Here is a 20,452-nt window from a genome sequence, read left to right on the forward strand (position 1 = left end):
TTTCGTTATATGTCAATACACACGCTCTACCGGCAGCCGCACGCTCGCCTCGTCCAGCTTCCCCGCTTCCACCAGCGCATGAATTTCGTGGGCCAACGGCGTCACGTCCGTAATGCCGCGAATCCATTGCGTCACGTACAGGTTCACCGCTTCCTTCCCCAAGCCAATCTGGATCGACCTGTACGGCAGCTTGTCCAGATGCAGATCACGTTCGGGGTCCCACTGAATGCGCACTGGGAACCGATCCTTGGGCGGCGCGGCTCCACCCTCCCCTTCCGCATGAGTCAGGCAGCCGTTCGCCAGCGCCCACTCAAAACCTTCGCGGCTGATATCGATCGCCAGGATGCGCTGCTGGCCTTCATCCTTGAAGCCCCATCCCGCGCGGTACATCATCCATAGAAACGACGGCTTAATCCAGGTCATGCGCTCCATCTTGAACGGGGGCGAAACGAAGGTGCCCGCTGCCAACGCGGCATCGGCGATCACGTTGGAATACGCCTGGTAGACACGGATGGTGGCGTCGTCAAACACGGCGCGGATCTGGCGCAGCGGAATGGCTGACGCGCTCTGTGGAACTTCCTGCATACTGATGTCTCTCCTAGTTTACGGTAGAAAACCCTCGTAAATACCTGCTTGTTCTGGAAGGATCAGGCGACCATACTTCGTGCGAAATGTTCTTCTTGGCAATCAAACAGGCGCCGTTGCAAGAGACGGTGATACCGCACCATGATGAAAACACTCGCGCTATCGGCCATCGGTTTCTACCAGCGCCATCTGTCGCCCTACAAGGGTTTTTGCTGCGCCTACTGCGCCTACACCGGCAACGCCAGCTGTTCGGTGCTCGGGGCACGGGCTATCCGCCGTTACGGTGTATGGGATGGCCTCGGTGTTCTACAGGGGCGACTGCAAAAATGCGGTATCGCGTACCGCCGCTACGCGCCACCTGTGCCACCCGCCCCGCCACGTCTGCTGACCAGGAAGAATCAGGGAGGCTTTTGCGATGTGCCATGCGACTGTTCGTTCGACGTCCCGGCCCCTTCCAGCGATACCTGCGAGTCCGCATCAGACTGCCTGGACGCGAAAGACTGCTGGGATTCGTGGAAAAAAAGCAGCCAACGCCAGGAGGAGGAAGAACGCATCCACATTCCGCCGCCGTCAGAACGGCGCAACGTGGGCACCTGAATCAGGCGCCAGATTATCCCACATACCGCGCGGCGGGCTAGAACGCCAACTGCCAGGCGAGGCCCCGACGCGGAGTGCGCTGTACTCCTTGAAAATCAAACAGGCGCCGTTGCAAGAGACGGTGATACCGCACCATGATGAAAACACTCGCCCTATCGGCCATCGGGTTCTACCAGCGCCATCTGTCGCCCTACAAGGGTTTTCGCTGTGCCTACTGCGCCTACACCGCCAATGCCAGCTGCTCGCATCTCGGCGCACGCGCCATTCGCCGCTTCGGGCTGTGGGATGGCCTGGCGATCCTTAATGGGCGCCTGCGCAAGTGCGGCATTGCCTATCGCCGCTACAGGCCCATGGTGGAGCCGCCCACGGCAGCACAACCGGCCCCGCCACGTCTGCTCTCCGCCAACCACCAGGCAGGATTTTGCGACGTTCCCTGCGACGTCCCGGGCGAATGCCCATGCGATCTGCCGACGCCGACGACCAGCCGGGCATGCGACTGCTTCTCCGGCTGCGGCGACGGCGCCCACTGCTGCGACTGGTGGAACAAGCGACGCGAGCGCAAGCGCGAAGAGGCCACGCATATCCCGCCCAGAAGAGACGGCCGCCGACGCACCTAACCCGCCTGGCTCAGACCCCCAGGTTATCCCACAAGTCGCCCGTCGGGCTGGTGCGCGGCGCGGCCAGGCCGAAGTGCTGGTACGCCAGCGGCGTGGCGATGCGTCCGCGCGGCGTGCGCTGCAAATAGCCCTGCTGGATCAGATACGGTTCCAGCACATCTTCAATCGTATCGCTTTCCTCGCCGATGGCGGCCGCCAGATTACCAATGCCAACCGGCCCCCCGCCGAACTTGAACAGCACCGCTTCGAGCAGCTTGCGGTCCATGACATCGAAACCGACCGAGTCGACGTCGAGCATCACCAGCGCCGCATCGGCCATGGGCTTGGTGATTTCACCGGTTCCCTTGACCTCCGCGTAATCGCGCACACGCCGCAGCAGGCGGTTGGCGATACGCGGGGTGCCGCGCGCGCGCAGCGCAATCTCGCGCGCACCTTCTTCGACAATCGGCGCGTTCAACAAGGACGCGCTGCGCGTCACGATCCGGGTCAGTTCCGACGTGTTATAGAACTCCAGCCGCGCCACGATGCCGAAGCGGTCGCGCAGCGGGTTGGTCAGCATGCCGGCGCGCGTGGTCGCGCCCACCAGCGTGAACGGTTGCAGGTCCAGCTTGACCGAACGCGCCGCCGGCCCTTCGCCAATCATGATATCGATCTGGTAGTCTTCCAGCGCCGGATACAGAATCTCTTCCACCACCGGCGACAGGCGGTGAATCTCGTCGATGAACAGCACATCGTTCGCTTCGAGATTGGTGAGAATCGCGGCCAGGTCGCCCGGCCGCTCCAGCACCGGCCCGGACGTCTGGCGCAAATTCACACCCATCTCGCGCGCGATGATGTGCGCCAGCGTCGTCTTGCCCAGCCCCGGAGGCCCGAACAGCAAGGTGTGATCGAGCGCTTCGCGCCGCTTGCGCGCTGCCGAAATGAAAATTTCGAGCTGGCCGCGGATCTTCTCCTGGCCGACATATTCGTCGAGCTGCTTGGGCCGTAGCGCGCGCTCGATCGCCTCTTCGTTGGGCGATGCGGGCGTGGGCGCGATGATGCGCTGCTCGCTGAAATCGTCGGTCTGGATACTCATGAATGAACCTTCGTGTAAATGTTAGCGCAAAGACGCTCAGCCTTTGGACAGCGCCTTGAGCGCGAACTTGATGCCGTCCGACACAGTGCTTCCGGCCGGCATATTCTTCAGCGCGGCCGTGGCTTCCTTGTCAGAATACCCCAACGCCATCAGCGCGTTCAGGATGTCAGATTTCGCATCATGCTGTACCACGCCGCCCACCGAGCCAAGGTCGGCGCCGAGCTTGCCTTTGAGTTCCAGCAGCAAGCGCTCGGCCGTCTTCTTGCCGATGCCGGGCACCTTCATCAGCCTCCCGGCTTCCTGCAAGGTCACGGCCTGGGCCAGGTCGTTCACCGTCATGCCCGACAGGATCGACAGCGCCGTGCGCGCCCCCACGCCAGTGATCTTGATCAACTGGCGAAACACGGCGCGCTCGGCCGCGTTGCCGAAGCCAAACAGCAAATGCGCATCTTCGCGGATCGCCTGATGGGTAAACAACGTAACCTGCGCGCCGAGCGCGGGCAAGTCGTAATAGGTACTCATCGGCACATCGACTTCATACCCGACGCCATTGCAATCGATAAGCAACTGCGGCGGATTTTTTTCGAGCAAAATTCCGGAAATACGTCCGATCATGGGGTAGACCTTAAAACAAGGTTAAACGAGACGGCCGCGCTTCATGCGCAGGCCGGAAAGCGAAGGCGCCAGCGCGCCGATCAGCGCCAGCGCGTCGACACTGTTGGCATGGCAGATGGCCACGCCGAGCGCGTCGGCGGCATCGCTGCCGGGCAGGCCGGGCAGCACCAGGAGGCGCGCCACCATTTCCTGCACCTGTTCCTTGGCCGCCTTGCCGTGTCCGGTGACGGCTTGCTTGACTTGCAGCGCCGTGTACTCGGCCACCGACAGGTCGGCGCCGACCAGCGCCGTGATGGCGGCGCCGCGCGCTTGCCCGAGCAGCAAGGTCGATTGGGGATTGACGTTGACGAAGACTTTTTCCACCGCCGCGCAATCGGGCTGGTAGGTGCGGACGATCTCGGCGATCCCGTGCAGGATCACCTTGAGGCGGCCGGGAAGCTCGCCTTCCGACACCGTCTTGATGGTGCCGGAAGCGATGTAGCGCAGCTTGTTGCCCTGCTTTTCGATAAGCCCGAAGCCTGTGGTGCGCAGGCCTGGGTCAATGCCAAGAATAATCATGAGCGAATGGTATACCGCCGGAGAAACTTAGGTATACCTAATTAGCGAACGCTCATATCGGCACGCAAAATTAGGAGAGCCTAATTTGCGCCCGCAATGACATTAATGACGGAAATGGCGCGCGCCGGTGTACAGCATCACCACGCCACGCTCGTCGGCGGCGTCGATCACTTCCTGGTCGCGCATCGAACCGCCCGGGTGGATCACGCAGGTCGCGCCGGCATCGACCACCACGTCGAGGCCGTCGCGGAATGGGAAGAAGGCATCCGACGCCACGGCCGAACCGGCCAAAGTCAAACCGGCGTTCTGGGCCTTGATCGAGGCGATGCGGGCCGAATCGATGCGGCTCATCTGGCCAGCGCCCACGCCCAGGGTCATGCCGTTGGCGCAGAACACGATAGCGTTGGACTTGACGAACTTGGCCACGCGCCAGGCGAACATCATGTCCTGCAACTGCTGCTGGGTCGGCTGCTTCTTCGTGACTACGCGCAGTTCTTCCAGGCCGACATTCTTGGCATCGGGCGATTGCACCAGCAAGCCGCCGCCGACGCGCTTGACGTCGAACGGATTGTTGGCCGCGCCCAGCGGAATTTCCAGCAGGCGTACGTTCTGCTTGGCCGCCATGATGGCGCGCGCTTCAGCGGAGAACGATGGCGCGATCAGCACTTCCACGAACAGCTTGGCAATCGCTTCGGCAGTCTTGCCGTCCAGCTCAACGTTCAGGGCGATGATGCCGCCGAAGGCCGACGTCGGATCGGTCTGCAGCGCGCGGCTGTAGGCGTCGAGCGCATCGGTGCCGATCGCCACGCCGCACGGATTGGCGTGCTTGACGATCACGCAGCCGGCCGGCTGGCCCAGGCCGCCCAGCGACTTGACGCATTCCCACGCCGCATCGGCATCGGCGATATTGTTGTACGACAGTTCCTTGCCCTGCAATTGCTTGTAGGCGGACAGCGAACCGGCAGCCGGCGCCAGGTCGCGGTAAAACGCGGCCGACTGGTGCGGGTTTTCGCCGTAGCGCATGTCCTGCACTTTTTCAAACGTCATGTTCAGCGTTTGCGGATAAGCCGCGCGCGTGGCGTGCAGCTTGTCTTCGCCCAGGCTGGTCAGGTAATTGGTGATGGCGCCGTCGTATTGCGCGGTGTGAGCGAACACTTTTTTCGCCAGGCGGAACTTGGTGTCGTAAGGCACTTCACCGGCGGTCACTTCCGCCAGCACTTGCGCGTAGTCGGTCGGATCGCAAATGACGATCACGTCCTTGTGGTTCTTGGCAGCCGAGCGCAGCATGGTCGGGCCGCCGATATCGATGTTCTCGATCGCGTCTTCCAGCGAGCAATCGTTCTTGGCCACGGTCGCCTGGAACGGATACAGGTTCACCACCACCATGTCGATGGTTGGAATGTCGTGCTCGCTCAGCTTGGCGACGTGCTCGGGAAAATCGCGGCGCGCCAGGATGCCGCCATGCACTTTCGGGTGCAAGGTCTTGACCCGGCCATCGAGCATTTCCGGAAAGCCCGTGTAATCCGCCACTTCGGTGACGGCCACGCCGTTGTCGGCCAGCAGCTTGGCGGTGCCGCCAGTGGACAGGATGCCGACGCCGAGCGCGGACAACGCGCGTGCAAAATCGAGCACGCCGGTCTTGTCGGAAACGGAAATGAGGGCTTGTTTGATCATGGTGAGTGGCCTGGTTGTGGAGTATTCGGTGTTTGCACTGGCGCACCCCTCGGGCGCGATGGGCTCGCGCTCGATAGCACGGCCACTCAGTGTGTGCTAATGAGACTAATTACAGCAGTCCGTGTTCCTGCAATTTCTTCCGCAAGGTATTGCGGTTGATGCCCAGCATCTGGGCCGCGTGCGACTGGTTGCCTTCCGCTCGCGTCATGACGACTTCGAGGATCGGCTTTTCGACGGTCAGGACCACCATGTCGTAGATGTTCGATGCCTGCTGCTCGCCCAGGTCGTTGAAATACTCTTCAAGACTCTTCTGGACAACTTCCTGGATACTTTCTTTGCTCATATTATGTTGGTGCTTTTCTGCGGATTAAATGTTTTACCGCGGCTCTGCAGGCAGCGGTCGTTCCAGTATCTGGTCTTGCTAGCTGTGCCGTATCAGGCTGCCAATGCCACTTGAGCAAGGCCTGCGGGCCGGTATTGTAACCGTTCCCCATGAACATGTTGCGTTTCAAAAAAGGCATCGACCGCGCGCAACTGTGCATCGGTCGATTCCAGCAGGTTCATTTGCTGGCGGAATTCTTCGCCGCCGATCAGGTCGCGCACATACCAGCCGATGTGCTTGCGCGCCGTGCGCACGCCCAAAAATTCGCCGTAAAACGCGTAGTGGGCCTGCAAATGTTCGTTCATCAGCGCGCGTACTTCCTCCACCGCCGGCGCCGGCAGATGCAGGCCGGTGCGCAGGTAATGGTCGACTTCGCGGCAAATCCACGGCCGGCCCTGCGCCGCGCGCCCGATCATCACCGCATCGGCCCCGGTCACGGCCAGCACGTGTTTGGCCTTTTCGGGGGTGGTGATGTCGCCGTTGGCCACCACAGGGATGGCCACCTGCGCCTTGACGGCGGCAATGGTCTCGTACTCGGCGTCGCCGCTGTAGCCGTCGGCCCGGGTGCGCCCGTGCAGGGTCAGCATCTGGATGCCGGCCTGTTCGGCGATGCGGGCGATGCGCAGGGCATTCTTGTTTTCGCGGTTCCAGCCGGTGCGAAATTTCAGCGTCACCGGCACATCCACCGCACGCACCACGGCGTACAGGATCTGTTCGACCAGGTCTTCGTGCTGCAGCAAGGCCGAACCGCACCAGCTGTTGCACACCTTCTTGACCGGACACCCCATATTGATATCAATGATCTGGGCGCCACGGTCGACGTTGAACTTGGCGCAATCGGCCAGGTCTTGCGGGTCGGCACCGGCGATCTGGACCGCTTTCGGCTCCATTTCACCTGCGTGGTCGGTGCGGCGCGAACTTTTTTCGGTGGCCCACAGCCGCGGGTTCGAGGCAGCCATTTCGGAGACGGCGTAGCCGGCGCCCAGCTGTTTGCACAGTTGTCGGAAAGGACGATCCGTCACGCCCGCCATGGGAGCAACGAAAACATTATTGCGTAGCAAGTAAGGACCAATTTGCACAGGCGGGACGCTCGGAGTTTGCGGGAACCCTCTATTTTACCCGAAGTGCTGCTCAATTAATAAGCACTATTTTTCATTTGACAGCACCGCACGGCCACAAAACCGGGATCGTGCACGCTTGACAAGCCTCAACTAAGCTCGTCGAGAACGCGCGGTTGCAGGTGCCCCACCTCGCCCCAGCTGACCAGGCTCAGCTTGCCGTCAAGCACGCGGAAGCGGTTGATGCTGGCGTTGAGCACCGGAAAGTCGCGCGGCGTTTCGAGCGACAGGCCGAGCGCGGCGCGGTAGGCGCATTCAAGCACGCCGCCGTGGGCCACCAGGGCCAGGGTCTGGCCGGGGTGCGCCCGGCCCCACTCGATGATGGCGGCGACGGCGCGCTGGTAAAACTGGCGGAACGTTTCGGCCACCCGGGCGCCGGACGGCATCGGCGCATCGATCTGGCGCGCCTGCCAGGCGGCGAACTCGACCGGGAAGCGCTGTTCGATCTCGGCGTACAGCAAGCCCTCGAAGCCGCCGAAGCAGCGTTCGCGCAGCAAGGGGTCGCGCTGGACCGGCATGGCACGCAAGCGGGCCACGGCGTCGGCGGTCTGGGCGGCGCGCTGCAAGTCGCTGGAAACGACCAGGTCGAGCTGCTCGACGTTAAGCGCATCCGCCAGTGCGGCGGCCTGGCGCAGGCCTTCGTCATTGAGGGCAATGTCGATATGGCCCTGGAGGCGGCGTTCGGCGTTCCAGGCGGTTTCGCCATGGCGGATAAGAATGATATTGGTCGGGGACATGGGAAAGCCGGGCACGCCGGGCCCGGACTAAATAAGTGCGTTCTTTAAGGAACCAGGGTGGCCGCGAGGTCGGGATTGAGCGAATACACGCCGTACATCTGCGCCTCGTCGAGGATATGCCCGCGAATGGCCAGACGCGCCTCCGGCCCGGTAAAGCGGCCTTCGAGCGCCAGGCGCGGCACGTCGAGCGCATAGACACAGAATAAATAGGTGTGCACGCGCAGGTCGTTCCAGGGCGGGCAAGGGCCATCGTAGCCGAAATACTCGCCGGCCATGTCCGGATCGCTCGCAAACCAGCTCGTGTAATCGTTTACACCCTGGCGCAATTGATGTTCGGTGCCGTTTTTGATGGAAAACGGCAGCAGCGGTCCCGGTTTGCCGTGCGGCGTGACCAGTTCCGAGAACTTGCCTTCGCCAATCGAGCGCATGGCCACGGGAATATCGACCAGGGTCCAGTGATAGAAGTCGGCCCGCGCCAGCGCTTCGGGCACGAACAGGCCTTCCTTGTTGACAATGGTGGCGACGGTGGGCGCGTCGATATCGTAGCAAAACAGGATCAGCGACTGCGTGCCGGACGGCACGTCATCCCAGGCGAAGTGCGGATTGCGGTTGGCCGACAGGCGCGCATGCTGGTCCGGGTCGATCATGGCAAAAGCGCACCGGGCGGGAATCAGGCCACCATCGGTAAAGGAATCACTCCAGAGTCTCATCGCAACCTCCTGCACTCATGATATTGACCACAAACGGCCCGCTTGGTTTCATTTTGGGGGCACTTGCAGCCAGAAAGTGACCGGACCGTCGTTGGTCAGCGACACTTTCATGTCGGCGCCGAACTGCCCGGTCTCGACCGTGGCGTGGCGCGCGCGCGCCTGGCGCACCACATGGTCGAACAGGCGCAAGCCATCCTGCGGGCTGGCGGCGGGCGTAAACGATGGCCGCGTGCCCGAGTTGGTGTCGGCCGCCAGGGTAAACTGGGGCACCAGCAACAGGCCGCCGTTGACGTCCACCAGGCTGCGGTTCATCTTGCCGGCCTCGTCGCCGAACACCCGGTAGCCCAGCAATTTGGTCAGGAGGGCGTCGGCTTCCTTCTCGCTGTCGCCCTTTTCGGCGCACAACAATACCAGCAAGCCGGCGTCGATGGCGCCGATGGTGGCACCGTCCACGACCACGCTGGCGTGGCTGACCCGCTGCAACAGCGCAATCATGCCGTGAAGGTCACGCGGACAAACTTGCGCTTGCCAACTTGCAACACAAAGTTGCCGGCCTCGATCTTGAGCGCCTTGTCGCTCACGACATTGCCATCGATGCGCACCCCGCCCTGGTCAACCATGCGCATCGCTTCGCCGGTCGATGCGCACAGCCCGGTTTTCTTGAGCAGGTGGGCGATGCCCATCGGCGCGCCATCGACCGTCATTTCGGGCGCGTCGTCGGGAATGCCGCCAGCGGAGCGGTTGACGAAGTCGGCCAGCGCATCGTCCGCCGCCTGGGCCGAGTGGAAACGCGCCACGATTTCTTTCCCAAGAGCCACTTTAGCATCGCGCGGATTGCGTCCGCCATCGATTTCAGCCTTGAGCGCGGCGATATCGGCGATCGAGCGGAACGACAGCAGCTCGAAATAACGCCACATCATCACGTCGGAATTGCTCATCAGCTTGGCGAACATCGTGTTGGCCGGTTCGGTGATGCCAATATAATTGTTCTTCGACTTGGACATCTTGTCCACGCCATCGAGCCCTTCGAGCAGCGGCATGGTCAGGATGCACTGCTGTTCCTGGCCGTAATCCTTCTGCAGCTCGCGTCCGACCAGCAGGTTGAACTTCTGGTCGGTGCCGCCCAGCTCAAGATCGGCCTTCAAGGCGACCGAATCGTAGCCCTGCATCAAAGGATAAAGGAACTCATGGATCGATATTGGTGTCCCACTCTTGAAGCGCTTGGTGAAGTCGTCGCGTTCCATCATGCGCGCCACGGTGTAGCGCGAGGACAACTGGATCATGCCGCGCGCGCCGAGCGGGTCGCACCACTCGGAGTTGTAGCGGATTTCCGTGCGCGACGGGTCCAGCACCAGCGAGGCTTGCTTGAAGTAAGTCATCGCGTTGGCCTCGATCTGCTCCTTGGTCAGCGGCGGACGCGTGACGTTGCGGCCCGACGGATCGCCGATCATGGAGGTGAAGTCGCCGATCAGGAAAATCACCTGGTGCCCCAGGTCTTGCAGCTGGCGCATCTTGTTCAGCACCACGGTGTGGCCCAGGTGCAGGTCGGGCGCGGTCGGATCGAGGCCAAGCTTGATGCGCAGCGGCGTGCCGCTTTGTTCGGAACGGGCCAGCTTTTGCGCGAACTCGCTCTCGATCAGCAGCTCGTCGACGCCGCGCTTGGTGATGGCCAGCGCTTCCCGCACGCTGTCCGTCAGCGGCAATGGAGGAGTACCTTGCGCAGGCGCAGCAGGCTTGGAGGTGGCAGGAGTCGTCATAGGGTTCTGTAATAAATCTGTAGCAAAGTGTCGAAATTGTTGGGCGGATTCAAAAGTTTGATATACTGCTCGATCCGATTAATCTTGCCTACTGAAAACTAATCAAAACAATAACAAGAAATAGTTAAGTGCTCAACGCGAATGTTCAAGCGGCAAATTTTAACTGATTGCATGGACCCTACAAATAAATTCACAGGCAAACGCTTGACCGGCCTGCTAGGAACAACGCGAAAAGCGCGCATCATCAGCGCCGGTGCGATCTTCCTGACAGTGTGCGCATTTGGTGCCGCGGGCGTAGCGCCCCTGGCCCCCGATGCGTCCGACCTGCCAGTCAAATCGATCGCGGAAAATCTCGAACTGCCGAATCTGGCCGATCAGATCACCGCGCTGCAAAAGGACGACCAGCAATTCATCCACGAAGAGAAGGTGCGTCCGGGCGATACGCTGGCCGCCCTGCTCACCCGTCTGGGTGTGGAAGATGCCGCTGCCGTCAACTTCATCAAGTCCGACAAGATCGCCAAAGGCGTCATGCAGCTCAAGACCGGCAAGCGGGTCCAGGCGCAGACGGACGAAAATGGCGAACTGCAATGGCTGCACGCCACCGTCGTCGACGGCCGCGACAACCCGGTGAAACGGATTTCGATCACCCGCGACGGTGACAAGTTCACCGCCGAGGAACTGCCCGCCTTGCTCGAACGGCGCATCGAAATGCGCGCCCGCGACATCACCAACTCGCTCTACTCGGCGACCGACGCCACCACCGACGGCGGCAAGCTGCCCGACGCCATCGTCGCCCAGATCATCGAAATGTTCTCCACCAGTATCGACTTCCGTTCCGACCTGAAACGCGGCGACCGCTTCAACGTGGTCTACGAAACGTTTTGGCAAGACGGCGAAATGGTGCGCGCCGGCCGCATCCTGGCCGGCGAATTCGTCAACCGCGGCGTGACTTACCAGTCCGTCTGGTACGAAGATCCGGTCAGCAAGCAGGGCGGCTACTACACCTTCGACGGCAAGGCGCTGAAAAAAGCCTTCCTCAAGTCGCCGCTGGAATTCTCGCGTATTTCGTCCGGCTTCTCGATGCGCTCGCATCCGATTTCGGGCTCCTGGAAAGCGCACAAGGGCGTCGACTTCGCGGCCGCCAACGGCACCCCGATCCGCGCCTCGGGCGATGGCGTGATCGACTTCGCCGGCGTGCAAGGCGGCTACGGCAACTTCGTCACCATCAAGCACTGGGCCAACTACACCACCGCGTATGCGCACATGAGCCGTTTCGCGCCAGGCATCCGCAAGGGCAGCAAGGTCAGCCAGGGCGATGTGATCGGTTATGTCGGCTCGACCGGCTGGTCGACCGGCGCTCACTTGCACTACGAGTTCCGCGTCAACAACGACGCCGTCGATCCGATGTCGATCAAGGTGCTGGCACAGGCCCCGATGACGCAGGCCGAGCGGGCCCGCTTCCAGATCGCCGCGGCCGACATGTCGCACCGCTTCGCCCTGCTGCGTCCGACCAGCGGCTCGAACATGGCGCGCTAAGGTTCAGCGCGCACCAACAGGGGCAGGAACCGGATCATTGACTCCGGCTCCTGCCTTTTTTTTCGCCCTGTTATCAGGATTGGAGCAGACATGAGCACACCCTCGACGCTATATATCGGCATGATGTCCGGCACCAGCATGGATGGGGTCGACGGCGTGCTGGCCGACTTTGCTGGCGGCGCCATCCGCACCCTGCAAGCGGCCTTCGTGCCCTTCCCCGCCACGCTGCGGGCCGACCTGATGGCCCTGCAAAGCAGCGGCGACAATGAAATCGCCCGCGAAGCGCTGGCCGCCGCCCAGTTGACCGGCTGCTACGCCGAGTGCGTGGCGGCCCTGCTGCCGGCCGCGCCCGGCCCCGTGCAAGCGCTGGCCGCGCATGGGCAAACGGTACGCCACCGGCCCGAGCTGGGCTACACGCGCCAGCTCAACCACCCCGCCCTGCTGGCGGAGCTGACCGGCATCGACGTCATCGCCGACTTCCGCGCGCGCGACGTGGCCGCCGGCGGCCAGGGCGCGCCGCTGGTGCCAGCCTTTCACCAGGCTTGCTTCGGCCAGGCCGGCCAGACGCGCGTGGTGATCAATATCGGCGGCATCGCCAACATCAGCGTGCTGCACGCCGACGGCAGCGTGAGCGGCTTCGATACCGGTCCCGGCAATGTACTGATGGATCACTGGATCGGCCTGCATCAGGGCAAGGCCTATGACGCCGACGGCGCCTGGGCGGCCAGCGGCCGCAGCGACCCGGCCCTGCTCGGCATCTTGCTCGACGAACCCTATTTCCGCCTGGCCGCACCGAAAAGCACGGGACGCGACCTGTTCCACGCCGACTGGCTGGACCAGCGGCTGGCGCAGGCGGGCGCCATGCCGGCGGAGGACGTGCAGGCCACCCTCACCGCGCTGACCGCCGTGAGCATCGCGCGCGCCATCCACCAGCAAGCCAGCGAGGTCGAGGCGGTGTATGTGTGCGGCGGCGGGGCGTACAACGGCGCGCTGCTGCGCGCACTGGCGCAAGCACTGGGTGGCAAGACAAGGGTGGAAACAACCGACGCCCTGGGCGTGGCCCCGAATCACGTCGAAGCACTGGCGTTCGCGTGGCTGGGCTACCGCTTCACAAGGCGCGAAGCGGGCAATCTGCCCCTTGTGACGGGGGCGAAGGGACCCAGGATCCTGGGCGCCCTCTATCCTGCGTAAGCTTGCAGGCCGCCTTGGAGCGGCCTGGGCTGGACTGACTTAGACCGAGAACGACGAACCGCAACCGCAGGTCGAGGTGGCGGTTGGATTCTTGATCACGAACTGGGCGCCTTCGAGGTCATCCTTGTAATCGATTTCGGCGCCGACCAGATACTGGTAGCTCATCGAATCGATCAGCAGTTGCACGCCGTTCTTGACCATGGTGGTGTCATCTTCGTTGACGATTTCATCGAAGGTGAAGCCGTACTGGAAACCGGAGCAGCCGCCGCCCTGCACGAACACGCGCAATTTGAGGTCGGGATTGCCCTCTTCCTCGATCAGCTGTGCAACCTTTTGCGCGGCGCTATCGGTAAACACGATCGGTGCCGGCATCACTTCTGGCATTTCAGCAACTGCATTCATTTGGAACTCCTACTGGGAACGGATATGAGTCATTATAGACTGTTGGGACAAGTCACGCTCACAGACCACTGCCGGCGACCGTCAAATGCAACACCCGGCGCAGGCCGGGGCGGTGGTGTGCCACTGTACCTAGAATGCGGCCATCCGGCTGGAATTCAAGCTATTGCTTTGCGCTCGCTCTGGCGCGGGTACGGCGGCGCGCGCAAACACCGAGCAAACCCAGGCCGGCCAGCATCAGCGCGTAGGTTTCCGGTTCCGGAACCGGGCTCAACAAGACTGTGCCGCAGACGCCGAGCTTGCACGCGTTGGCCAGGATCAGGCCATGATCATTGATGCTGTAGGTGTTCCTGATGACCCAGTTGGCGCTCGGATCGACCACCGTGTCGAGCTGCACCAACTGGCCATTCTGGTAAATGAAGCCATGTTGCTGGCCGTCGGCATCGGCCCCGTAACCGATCACCTGGCCCAGATTGTTGATATCGACGGCGCTGGACGTGTAGCGCGGCGACCAGCCCAGGTCGTTCATGACGCCGTTGGAATACAAAAAGGCTGACAGCAGGCCCTGGTCGCGGGTGTGCGTGGACTGTCCAATGATGAGGCCAGCGTCGTTGATATCCTGGGCCCGGCTGATGCCGCCTTCAAACGCGCCGAGATCGGCCATGCGGCCGTTTTCATAAATGAAGGCACGCTTGCGCCCGTTCTTGTCGTCGGCATTGCCCACGATGGTGGCGCCGGCATTGATGGCCGCAGCACTGCTGTGCGTGCCGCCGAGGGTACCGAGATCGCTCATGGCACCGTTACTGTACGCATAGGCATGCACGGCAAAGCGCGGGTAATACGGGTCGCCGCCCGGTAGCCTGATATCGGTGCGCGAGCTGCCCACCACGGTGCCATCGTTGTTGACGCCGTTTGCCCAGGTATCCAGGCGCGTGTAATAACTGCCCAGCGCGCGAAGATGCGTGGTTTGGCCGTTCACGGTCAGATAGCCGTCGACGGAGGGGATTTCCGTCCCAAGCGTCCAGTATTCGGAACTGGCGATATGGCCGGCGTTGCTGATGGCGGTGACGCTGCCCTCGGGGTTCTGGCTCGAACTGACATGCATCACATGGGTCGCGCCGCCGGAATGATAGGCGGAAAAGCCCCTGGCCTGGCCATACAGCGTACCGGCATTGTCGATCAGGCGCCAGTTTTCGTACGCGCCTGTGTCGAGCATCGTGACCGAATAGGAAGGGGCGGCGGCGAACACGGGTGCGGCGAACATGCCCAACAACAGGGCGGACAGCAGGGAGCGGCCAAATTTCATGAACGGCTTTCTGTGATGGATGAATACCACCATCATAGATGAAAAAATAACTAAAAGTTAATATTAATTAAAATTCACTTTTCCAATGGCGCGGCTGGCACGGGCAGGGACAATGCGGCCAGTGAGACCCATCCCTGCCATGGCGTAGCGCTTTACGCCAGCCGGGCGACCTGCGGCATGCTGGGCATGCTTAGGCGGCGCGTGCGCGGCGGCGTGCGCAAAACCCGAGCAAACCCAAGCCGGCCAGCATCATTGCGTAGGTTTCCGGCTCTGGAACCGGGCTCAGCAGAACCGTGCCGCACACGCCCAGCTTGCAGGCATCGGCCAGGATCAGGCCATTGTCGTTGATGCTGTAGGTGGTCTTGACGATCCAGTTGTCCAGAGGATCGAGGGCCGTGTCGAGCTGCAGCAACTGGCCATGTTGATAAATGAAGCCCCGTTGCTGGCCGCTCGCGTCGGCGCCGTAACCGATGATCTGGCCCAGCTCGTTGATATCGACGGCTGTCGAACTGCGTTGCGCCCCCCAGCCCAGATCGGTCATCGCGCCATTTGCGTACACAAAGGCCGACTTCACATAGCCGCTGCTGTCGCGTGCGGACTGGCCAATGATCGTGCCGGCATCATTGATGCCGCTTGCCAGACTGCTGCCGCCACTGAATCCGCCCAGGTCGCTCATGCGGCCGTTCTGATAAATAAAGGCGCGATCCTGGCGGTTGGCGTTTTCAGCGCTGCCCACGATGGTCCCGGCGGCATTGATGCCCAAGGCGCTGCTGTGGGTGCCTCCCAGCGTGCCCAGGTCCTTCATTTTATTGTCGCTGTACACATAAGCATGGCTGGCGAAGCGCGGATAATGCGGATCGCCTCCCGGCAGGCGCAGATTGGTGCTTGAACTGCCCACCACCGTGCCGGCATTGTTGACCCCATGGGAGAACGTGTCCGCGGGGCCGCTATGATGGCTGAACCCACCGAGGTCCGTGGTAACGCCGTTGACCGTCAGGTAGCCACTGGCTGTGACGACGTCGCCAATGGTGGTCCAGTATTCGTAGCTGGCCATATGGCCGGCATTGCTGATGGCCGTGATTTCACCGGTGGGAAACGGACTCGTGCTGACATGCACCACCGTGGTGCTGCCGCCGGCATGAAATGCCGTACGCCAGTTTGAAGAACCGTACAGGGTGCCGGCGTTGTCGATCAGGCGCCATTGATCGTACTGGCCGGTATTGAGCGTCGTGACTGTGTAGGAGGGGGCGGCAAGCGCGGGCGCGGCGAAGATGCCGAGCACGAGGGCGGACAACAGGGAGCGGACGAATCGCATGAGCGTCTTTCGATGGTGAGTAAACACGACCCATCATAAAGACTACTTGGCGAAATTGAAATTTTAATTAAAATTCACTATTGCGGGTAGCGGGAAGCGGCTGCACTTCCCGCTATTGCAATGCCTTACGGCAGCAGCGCGACCTGCTGCAAGCCCAGCGTTTCGTCCAGGCCGAACATCAGGTTCATGCACTGGATCGCCTGGCCGGAAGCGCCCTTGACCAGATTATCCTGGACCACCAGGATGACCAGGGTATTGCCGTTGTCCGGACGATGCAGCGCCAGGCGCAACATGTTCGAGCCGCGCGTCGAACGGGTTTCCGGATGCGAGCCGAACGGCATCACATCGACGAAAGCCGCGTCCTTGTAGGTGCTCTCGAACAATTCCTGCAACGCCTCGTTGCTGATCTCGGTGGTCAGGCGCGCGTACAGGGTCGAATGCATGCCGCGGATCATCGGCACCAGGTGCGGCGTGAAGATCAGGTGTACCGGCAAGCCGGTGAAACGCTGCAGCTGAGCCACGGTTTCCGGGGTGTGGCGGTGGCCGGACACGCCGTAAGCCTTGAAATTGTCGCTCGACTCGGAGAACAGGGTCCCGATTTCCGCCTTGCGGCCGGCGCCCGACACGCCCGACTTGGCGTCCGCGATCAGGGCGCTGGCATCGATCAGGTTCGCCTTGAGCAGCGGCACGAAACCCAGTTGCATCGTGGTCGGATAGCAACCCGGGTTAGCGATCAGGCGCGCATTCTTGACGGCTTCGCGGTTCAGCTCAGGCAAGCCGTAGACGGCCTCTTCCAGCAGGTCCGGGCAAATGTGCGGAATCTTGTACCACTGCTCGAAGGTGGCCTGGTCTTTCAGGCGGAAATCGGCGGCCAGGTCGATGACCTTGACGCCGGCGGCCAGCAGCGCGGGCGCCTGTGCCATGGCCACGCCGTGCGGGGTGGCGAAGAAGACCACATCGCACTTGCTCAGGTCGACCTTGTCGGGCGCCGAAAACGCCAGGTTGACCTTGCCGCGCAGCGAAGGAAACATATCCGCGACAGGCAAGCCATCTTCCTTACGCGAGGTAATCGCGGTCAGCTCCACATCAGGGTGGACCGACAGCAGTCGCAGCAATTCCACGCCCGTGTAACCCGTACCGCCGACGATGCCAACTTTGATCATATCTATTCCTTGAGAGTAAATGGTGGGGCCTGGCCCGAAAGATGGTGATTCTAACAGCGCAAGCAAAACGCTGCGCAGCGCTACCGAACCCCAAAAACCGCCACACCGGGGTCTAAACCGCCACACCGGGGTCTGACCTCTGATTAGCAACATCTTTGACGATTGCAATTTGTTGCACAACCGGGGTCAGAGCTCTGACTAGCAACATTTGGGGAAATCCGGGCTCGCACATCGGCGAATGCTGCCTCACCACGGCGAAGTTAGGCACGTTTGTCCGGACATGCGCGATTTTCGGCCGTCAGCAGCAAGGTCGCTCACTGATTCAGTGCGAGTCGGCAATTAATTGCGAATCAGAGGTCAGACCCCGGTTGGCCGAGTCGGCAATTAATTGCAAGTCAGAGGTCAGACCCCGGTTGTCAGCGGTTGGGAAACAAAAACAAAAAAGCCGCCTGACTTCGCAGTCGGCGGCTTTTTTGAGAGCGGCGCACCGAAGTGCGCGCTGGAGGCGAATTAACGCTTCGAGAATTGCTTTGCGCGACGTGCTTTGCGCAGACCAACTTTTTTACGCTCGACTTCACGTGCATCGCGGGTAACGAAACCGGCACGTGCCAGGTCGCCCTTCAACGATGCGTCGTAGTCGATCAGTGCACGGGTGATGCCGTGACGAACCGCGCCAGCCTGGCCGGACTCGCCACCACCGTGAACGTTGACCTTGATGTCGAAACGCTCGACATTGCCGGTCAGTTCCAGCGGTTGACGGATGACCATCAGGCCCGTTTCGCGCGAGAAGTAGTCAGCGGCTGGTTTGCCGTTAACGATGATCTGGCCAGTGCCAACTTTGATGAAGACGCGAGCGACTGCACTCTTGCGACGGCCGGTGCCGTAATTGTAGTTACCGATCATGTCAGCTCCTTACTTGAACAGCACGAGTGCTGTAGGTTGCTGGGCAGCGTGCGGGTGGGAACCTTCCGCGTACACTTTGAGCTTCTTGATCATGGCGTAGCCAAGCGGGCCTTTAGGCAGCATGCCCTTGACCGCTTTTTCAAGCGCGCGACCAGGAAAACGCTCTTGCATTTTCTTGAAGTTGGTTTCGTAGATACCACCTGGGTAGCCCGAGTGACGGTAGTACGTCTTCTCGGTTGCCTTGGTACCGGTCACGCGCAGTTTACCTGCGTTGATCACGACGATGAAATCGCCCGTGTCGACGTGCGGAGTGAATTCGGGTTTGTGTTTGCCGCGCAACCGGAGTGCCACTTCGCTGGCAACACGTCCGAGGATCAGATCCGTCGCGTCAACCACGAACCAATCGCGCTGGACTTCATGTCCCTTAGCGGAAAAAGTTTTCATGTTGACTTCCTAAATATAAAACTTATTAAATCGCTCAAATGGTGGTTCCGCTTGGACTGCCCGCGGACTCTGCCTTATTGTCTTTTCCTGAGCAAACGGAAAGCCGGCTACTATAGCGTACTCGCCATGACCGAGTCAAGCCCTTCAGCGCCTGTTGCGGCGGTAGCGAAATGACATCGGCACATTCTCTAGAGAAATCGCAAACGGCGGCGCCATGCCCCATCCTAGACTGCACCACAGTGCCTGTTTCATTAACCGAAAAAAACTTTCTTGACCCCGGAAACAGTGTCAATCTACTATGCCTGAGCACTTATCGTCGGGAGACCTCGTGACATTGACCTATCGCCTTGCCGCTTCACTGCTCTCCTTGCTGGCGGCGCTGGCCGCGCCCTGCCTGGCCGGCGCGGCCCCGGCCAGCCGCACCTGCCACCTGCCCGGTTCCGAAGAAGGCTTGCGCTGCAGCACACTGGCCGTGCCCCTCGATTACCGCCAGCCGACCGGCCCCACCCTGGCGCTGCACATCACCGTGGCGCCGGCCTTCCGCGAATCGGCACGCCCCGATCCCCTGTTCGTGCTGGCGGGCGGCCCCGGCCAGGCCGGCAGCGACGTGCTGCCGGTGCTGAACGCCATGTTCCGGCGCACCCGCGCCACGCGCGACATCGTGTTCATCGACCAGCGCGGCACCGGCCTCTCTGGCAAGCTCGACTGTGATGACACCACCTTGCCCGACAACCTCAACGACGACGAGCAGATGGCCGCCGTGCACGCCTGCCTGGCCGGCGTCAGCCAGCCGCTATCGGCCTACACCACCGAACACGCCGCGCGCGATATCGAACAGGTACGCCTGGCGCTCGGCTACCAGACGATTAACGTGTGGGGAGCCTCGTACGGCACCCGCCTCGGCCAGGCGTACGCGCGCGCCTTTCCGCACGCGGTGCGCAGCCTGGTGCTCGATGGCGTGGCCGCGCCCGACCAGGTCATCCCGGCCGGCGGGCGCGACGGCCAGGCGGCGCTCGAGGCCCTGTTCCGCCAGTGCACGGCCGACGCCGACTGCAACAAGGCTTACCCCGCGCTGCGCGCCGAGTTCGACGGCTTGCTGGCCAAGGTCAGCGCCGCTCCGGTGCCGCTGACCCTGTCCAATCCGCGCACCGCCGAGCCCTTGCAGATGAACCTGACCAAAGAGCGCTTCCTGAGCACCGTGCACAATGTGCTGTATTCGGCGCTGGACGCACGCCGCCTGCCGTTCCTGATCCACAGCGCCCATCTGGGTCGCTGGGCGCCGTTTGTGGCGCGCCGCAATGTCGCCACCGACCTGGCGGGCGAAGGCGGTACCGCGCTGGTGCTGCACATGGCCGTGATCTGCGCCGAGGATTATCCGCGCATGACACCGCAATTACTGGCCGAGGATGCCCGCAATTCCTTCCTCGGCGGTAGCCGCGTGGGGCAATTGATCGCGCTGTGCAAGTCGATCAAGGTCCCGGCGGTCGTCTGGCGCGCGCCCAGCCCGATCCTGGCGCCGGCCCTGCTGCTGTCGGGTGCGCTCGATCCGGTGACGCCCCCGCGCCGCGCCGAGGCCGCCGCGCGCCACATTCCCAAGGCCCAGCACCTGGTGGTGGCCAACGCCGGCCACGGCATTTCCGCGCTCGGCTGCGCGCCGCGCCTGCTGCGCGAATTTCTCGACGCGCCGCAGAAACCAGTGATCGCTCATTGCCTGAATGACATTCCGGCCGCCAACTTCCAGATCGGCAGCGCCGGTCCGCATCCCTGAAT

20 protein-coding genes and 4 pseudogenes are annotated in these 20,452 nt (G+C 62.1%); 5 read left to right on the forward strand and 19 right to left on the reverse strand.

The genetic code is table 11. The features are described 5' to 3' along the window. Positions 1-12: 12 nt before the first annotated feature. Positions 13-585, reverse strand: coding sequence for a DUF4291 domain-containing protein (locus tag PO883_RS17435; protein WP_289310895.1), 573 nt, complete (start codon positions 583-585; stop codon positions 13-15). Between the two features lie 141 nt (positions 586-726). Between PO883_RS17435 and yidD (PO883_RS17440) the strand changes: the two genes are divergently transcribed. Then, positions 727-1,182: a membrane protein insertion efficiency factor YidD gene (gene yidD, locus PO883_RS17440; protein ID WP_289310896.1), complete on the forward strand. Its 456-nt coding sequence runs from the start codon at positions 727-729 to the stop codon at positions 1,180-1,182. Between the two features lie 134 nt (positions 1,183-1,316). Next, positions 1,317-1,799 carry a membrane protein insertion efficiency factor YidD gene (yidD, locus tag PO883_RS17445; RefSeq protein ID WP_289310897.1) on the forward strand — a complete coding sequence of 161 codons (483 nt, stop codon included), beginning with the start codon at positions 1,317-1,319 and terminating at the stop codon, positions 1,797-1,799. Between the two features lie 10 nt (positions 1,800-1,809). Here the strand turns inward: yidD (PO883_RS17445) and ruvB are convergent, their stop codons facing one another. The 10 genes from ruvB to tyrS all read right to left on the reverse strand — a co-directional run bounded on the left by ruvB (position 1,810) and on the right by tyrS (position 10,425). Beyond that, positions 1,810-2,874 carry a Holliday junction branch migration DNA helicase RuvB gene (ruvB, locus tag PO883_RS17450; RefSeq protein ID WP_289310898.1) on the reverse strand — a complete coding sequence of 355 codons (1,065 nt, stop codon included), beginning with the start codon at positions 2,872-2,874 and terminating at the stop codon, positions 1,810-1,812. 36 nt (positions 2,875-2,910) lie between these two features. Continuing rightward, positions 2,911-3,489, reverse strand: a complete 579-nt coding sequence (gene ruvA, locus PO883_RS17455; protein WP_289310899.1) for a Holliday junction branch migration protein RuvA — start codon at positions 3,487-3,489, stop codon at positions 2,911-2,913. A gap of 21 nt (positions 3,490-3,510) precedes the next feature. Beyond that, positions 3,511-4,047 (reverse strand): crossover junction endodeoxyribonuclease RuvC, encoded by a 537-nt coding sequence (ruvC, locus tag PO883_RS17460; protein ID WP_289310900.1) that lies wholly within the window; start codon positions 4,045-4,047, stop codon positions 3,511-3,513. 102 nt (positions 4,048-4,149) lie between these two features. After that, the gene (gene purH / locus PO883_RS17465; RefSeq protein ID WP_289310901.1) at positions 4,150-5,721 is read right to left on the reverse strand and encodes a bifunctional phosphoribosylaminoimidazolecarboxamide formyltransferase/IMP cyclohydrolase; all 1,572 of its coding nucleotides are present in this window, start codon (positions 5,719-5,721) and stop codon (positions 4,150-4,152) included. A 109-nt stretch (positions 5,722-5,830) separates the two neighbouring features. Beyond that, entirely contained in the window at positions 5,831-6,064 is a 234-nt protein-coding gene (locus PO883_RS17470; RefSeq protein WP_054266301.1) for a helix-turn-helix domain-containing protein, read from the reverse strand. 92 nt (positions 6,065-6,156) lie between these two features. After that, entirely contained in the window at positions 6,157-7,182 is a 1,026-nt protein-coding gene (gene dusB / locus PO883_RS17475) for a tRNA dihydrouridine synthase DusB (RefSeq protein WP_289310902.1), read from the reverse strand. A gap of 128 nt (positions 7,183-7,310) precedes the next feature. Further along, positions 7,311-7,958 (reverse strand): histidine phosphatase family protein, encoded by a 648-nt coding sequence (locus PO883_RS17480; RefSeq protein WP_167089695.1) that lies wholly within the window; start codon positions 7,956-7,958, stop codon positions 7,311-7,313. A gap of 44 nt (positions 7,959-8,002) precedes the next feature. Further along, on the reverse strand, positions 8,003-8,668 hold the full coding sequence (locus tag PO883_RS17485) for a YbhB/YbcL family Raf kinase inhibitor-like protein (protein ID WP_289310903.1): 666 nt from the start codon (positions 8,666-8,668) through the stop codon (positions 8,003-8,005). 48 nt (positions 8,669-8,716) lie between these two features. Then, complete coding sequence (gene dtd, locus PO883_RS17490) at positions 8,717-9,163, reverse strand: D-aminoacyl-tRNA deacylase (RefSeq protein ID WP_289310904.1); 447 nt, start codon at positions 9,161-9,163, stop codon at positions 8,717-8,719. Next, complete coding sequence (tyrS, locus tag PO883_RS17495) at positions 9,160-10,425, reverse strand: tyrosine--tRNA ligase (protein ID WP_289310905.1); 1,266 nt, start codon at positions 10,423-10,425, stop codon at positions 9,160-9,162. Before tyrS ends, dtd begins: the two co-directional genes overlap by 4 nt. Positions 10,426-10,596: 171 nt before the next feature. On the opposite strand from tyrS, the gene PO883_RS17500 reads away from it, so the two are divergent. Next, the gene (locus PO883_RS17500; RefSeq protein WP_289310906.1) at positions 10,597-11,961 is read left to right on the forward strand and encodes a peptidoglycan DD-metalloendopeptidase family protein; all 1,365 of its coding nucleotides are present in this window, start codon (positions 10,597-10,599) and stop codon (positions 11,959-11,961) included. 90 nt (positions 11,962-12,051) lie between these two features. Beyond that, a complete protein-coding gene (locus PO883_RS17505) occupies positions 12,052-13,152 on the forward strand; it encodes an anhydro-N-acetylmuramic acid kinase (RefSeq protein ID WP_289310907.1) in 1,101 nt (366 codons plus the stop codon). Between the two features lie 39 nt (positions 13,153-13,191). Here the strand turns inward: PO883_RS17505 and erpA are convergent, their stop codons facing one another. The 8 genes and pseudogenes from erpA to rplM all read right to left on the reverse strand — a co-directional run bounded on the left by erpA (position 13,192) and on the right by rplM (position 18,682). Further along, positions 13,192-13,554: an iron-sulfur cluster insertion protein ErpA gene (gene erpA / locus PO883_RS17510; RefSeq protein WP_054266294.1), complete on the reverse strand. Its 363-nt coding sequence runs from the start codon at positions 13,552-13,554 to the stop codon at positions 13,192-13,194. Positions 13,555-13,714: 160 nt separating this feature from the next. Further along, positions 13,715-13,819 (reverse strand): annotated as a pseudogene (locus PO883_RS35135) (PEP-CTERM sorting domain-containing protein); the annotation flags it as partial. 126 nt (positions 13,820-13,945) lie between these two features. Next, positions 13,946-14,893 (reverse strand): annotated as a pseudogene (locus PO883_RS17515) (hypothetical protein); the annotation flags it as partial. Between the two features lie 154 nt (positions 14,894-15,047). Next, positions 15,048-15,146: pseudogene (locus tag PO883_RS35140) on the reverse strand (FxDxF family PEP-CTERM protein); the annotation flags it as partial. Between the two features lie 78 nt (positions 15,147-15,224). Beyond that, positions 15,225-16,172 (reverse strand): annotated as a pseudogene (locus PO883_RS17520) (DUF3466 family protein); the annotation flags it as partial. A gap of 125 nt (positions 16,173-16,297) precedes the next feature. Continuing rightward, entirely contained in the window at positions 16,298-17,335 is a 1,038-nt protein-coding gene (argC, locus tag PO883_RS17525) for an N-acetyl-gamma-glutamyl-phosphate reductase (protein WP_289310910.1), read from the reverse strand. A 510-nt stretch (positions 17,336-17,845) separates the two neighbouring features. After that, entirely contained in the window at positions 17,846-18,238 is a 393-nt protein-coding gene (gene rpsI, locus PO883_RS17530; protein ID WP_054266290.1) for a 30S ribosomal protein S9, read from the reverse strand. A 9-nt stretch (positions 18,239-18,247) separates the two neighbouring features. Next, on the reverse strand, positions 18,248-18,682 hold the full coding sequence (gene rplM, locus PO883_RS17535; RefSeq protein WP_054266289.1) for a 50S ribosomal protein L13: 435 nt from the start codon (positions 18,680-18,682) through the stop codon (positions 18,248-18,250). Positions 18,683-19,010: 328 nt separating this feature from the next. On the opposite strand from rplM, the gene PO883_RS17540 reads away from it, so the two are divergent. Continuing rightward, on the forward strand, positions 19,011-20,450 hold the full coding sequence (locus tag PO883_RS17540; protein ID WP_289310911.1) for an alpha/beta hydrolase: 1,440 nt from the start codon (positions 19,011-19,013) through the stop codon (positions 20,448-20,450). The last annotated feature ends 2 nt before the right edge of the window (positions 20,451-20,452 follow it).

Source organism: Massilia sp. DJPM01, from assembly GCF_030348125.1.
GTDB lineage: Bacteria > Pseudomonadota > Gammaproteobacteria > Burkholderiales > Burkholderiaceae_D > Telluria_A > Telluria_A frigida.